Annotated in this window: 3 protein-coding genes and 1 pseudogene; 2 read left to right on the top strand and 2 right to left on the bottom strand. The window is 75.4% G+C overall.

Features of this window, described 5'->3' with window-relative positions; genetic code table 11:
• On the top strand, positions 1–655 hold a 655-nt coding region (locus OZN99_RS29450; RefSeq protein ID WP_270938774.1), incomplete at its 5' end, for a tyrosine-type recombinase/integrase.
• A gap of 169 nt (positions 656–824) precedes the next feature.
• Positions 825–1,166: an HU family DNA-binding protein gene (locus OZN99_RS29445; RefSeq protein WP_270938773.1), complete on the top strand. Its 342-nt coding sequence runs from the start codon at positions 825–827 to the stop codon at positions 1,164–1,166.
• A 102-nt stretch (positions 1,167–1,268) separates the two neighbouring features.
• Here the strand turns inward: OZN99_RS29445 and OZN99_RS29440 are convergent, their stop codons facing one another.
• Positions 1,269–2,192, bottom strand: a complete 924-nt coding sequence (locus OZN99_RS29440) for a DnaJ C-terminal domain-containing protein (protein ID WP_270938772.1) — start codon at positions 2,190–2,192, stop codon at positions 1,269–1,271.
• Between the two features lie 123 nt (positions 2,193–2,315).
• A pseudogene (locus OZN99_RS29435) lies at positions 2,316–2,565 on the bottom strand (methyltransferase); the annotation flags it as partial.

Raw genomic sequence — 2,565 nt, 5'->3', positions numbered from 1 at the left:
CGGGACCGCGGCGCTGGCCGGGCTGCGCGGCCCGCGCGCCAAGGCCCCGGTGCCCCGCGCCCTGACGCCGGGGGACGCCAAGGAACTCGCCGCGGGGATCGGCGCCGTGCACGACCCCGACCGCGCCCTGCACCCGGCGATGCAGGCGGCGCGCGACGTGGCCCTGTTCACCCTGCTCTATGGCTGCGGCCTGCGCATCTCCGAGGCGCTGGGCCTCGATGTCCGGGACGCGCCCCTGCCAGGCGCGGACGGCGCGCTGCGCGTCCGCGGCAAGGGCGACAAGGAACGCCTGGTGCCGGTGTTGCCGGCGGTGAGGCAAGCGATCGCGGCCTGGCTGGCGCAGCACCCCGACCCGCGCCCCGACCAGCCGCTGTTCGTGGGGGCGCGCGGCGCCCGGCTCGATCCGGCGGTCGCGCAGCGCAACCTGCGCAACTGGCGGCGCCTGGCCGGATTGCCGGAACATGCGACGCCGCACGCCCTGCGGCATTCCTTCGCGACGCACCTGCTGGGGGGCGGCGCCGATCTGCGCGCCATCCAGGAACTGCTCGGCCATGCCAGCCTGTCCACCACCCAGCGCTACACGCGGGTGGACGCCGCCGCGCTGCTGGAGACGTGGCGGCGGGCCCATCCGCGCGCCGATGGCGCGGGAGATTAGCCACACCGGCGCGCCGGATGCCGATTTTGCGGGGTTTTCGGCGAATCCGCCCATTGCGGGCGCGCCCCAGCCTGTTCCATACCGCGCATAGCGCCTTTGCCGATCGAGTCGGCGCCACCCGGCGGCCGGCCCTCCTGGACCGGGCGCGCAACGAGCGAGAGGAACGCAGATGGCCAAGCAGGCGACCACCAAGGCCCCCCCCAAGCCCGCTGCCAAGGGCAAGGCCCCGACCCCGAGCACCGTGACGGTGAAGCAGATCGCCGCCGACCTGGCGGAGAAGCACGAGATGCCGAAGCGGCAGGTCGAGGCGCTGGTCAACGACCTGGGCGCCGCCTTCGCCGAGCACCTGAAGAAGGGCAACAAGATCCGCTATTCCGGCATCGGCGTGCTCGAGGTCCGCTCCCGCGCCGCGCGCACCGGCCGCAACCCCGCCACCGGCGCCGAGATCCAGATCCCGGCCTCCAAGAAGATCGCCTTCCGCCCCGCCAAGGAGCTGAAGGAGGCGATCTGACCTCCGGGCGGCCCTCGCCCTAGCCCCGACCCGCCGGGTCGGGGACCATCGGCCGGGGCCGCGCATCGGCGCGCGCGACGGCGTGCGCCGATCAGCCGGCCATCACCATGCGTCCCGCCCGGCGCGCGGGTCGTGCGCCTTCCCGGCCGCCCAGCCTTCGACGAAGGCCTCCAGCGCCGCATCCGGCTTGTCCGGCAGCACCAGCCGCAAGGTGACATAGGCGTCGCCGCGCGTGCCGTCGCGCCGCGGGACGCCACGGCCGCGCAGGCGCAGCACCGTGCCGCTGTTCGACCCTTTCGGCACCTTCACCGCGACGGCGCCCGCCGGCGTCGGCACCTCGATGCGCGCACCGAGCACCGCTTCCGCCAGGCTGACGGGCAGGTCGAGGTGGATGTCGTCGCCCTTGCGGGTGAAGTGGCGATGCTCGCCGACCTCCACCTCCACAAGCAGGTCCCCCGGCGGCCCGCCGCCATGGCCCGGCGCGCCCTTGCCGCGCAGCCGCAGCACCTGGCCGTCGCGCGTGCCGGGCGGCACCGTGACATCCACCGTCGCCCCATCCGGTAGCGTCACGCGCTTCGTCGCGCCGTTCACTGCGTCCAGGAAGTCCAGCGCAAGGCGGCCCTCCAGGTCGCTGCCCCGCATCCGCACCCGCCCGCCGCGACGCCGCCCGCCGCGGCCGAACAGGTCGGAGAGCAGGTCGTCGGCATCCACCATGTCGGCGAAGCCGGCATCCCAGCCATCGCCCTGCGCGCCGGCGCCCGCGAAGCCGCGATGGCCGCGCGGCGGCTCCGGCGGCCGCTCCTGGCCCGAGGCGTCGATCTCGCCGCGGTCGAAGCGCGCCCGCTTCTCGGGGTCGCCGAGCAGGTCGTTCGCGGCGGAGACGCGCTTGAACCGCTCCTCCGCGGCCTTGTCGCCGGGGTTCACGTCGGGGTGCAGCTTGCGGGCAAGCTTGCGGTAGGCGCGGCGGATCTCGTCCTGCGTCGCGTCGCGTTTCACGCCCATGATGGCGTAGGGGTCGTCGCTCATCGCGCGTCCACATCCTCACGAAGGAGCAACATGGATGGGCCGGGCCCTCCCAGAGGCGCCCGGTGTTGCACAGGATGTGGGCAGCGCGTGGCGGCCGGGCAAGGCCCGGCGCGGCGCTCGGGCTCAGCGCTCCGGCGCGGCGAGCAGCAGGCGGTTCAGCGGCTCCATCGCGCGCACCAGCGCCGCGCGGTCGCGCGAAGCCTGCTCCGCCGAGGCGCCGGCGGCGACCACCTCCGCGATGATCTCGCCCCAGCTCCGCCGCCCGTCCACGCGCGCCAGCAGGGCCGGCGCCAGGCGCGGCAGCGGCACCATGGCGCGCAGACCGTCCCAGGCCACGGGCAGCACGCCGTCCGCGCGCAGCGCCTTGGCCAGC

It is taken from the genome of Falsiroseomonas oryzae (assembly GCF_027856955.1).
GTDB classification, from domain to species: domain Bacteria; phylum Pseudomonadota; class Alphaproteobacteria; order Acetobacterales; family Acetobacteraceae; genus Falsiroseomonas; species Falsiroseomonas oryzae.
This window is presented reverse-complemented; position numbering and strand designations above follow the sequence as displayed.

Excerpts from the sequence above, each read along its gene's own strand:
- OZN99_RS29440 (WP_270938772.1), bottom strand. The coding sequence starts at position 2,192 with ATGAGCGACGACCCCTACGCCATCATGGGCGTGAAACGCGACGCGACG.
- OZN99_RS29445 (WP_270938773.1), top strand. The coding sequence starts at position 825 with ATGGCCAAGCAGGCGACCACCAAGGCCCCCCCCAAGCCCGCTGCCAAG.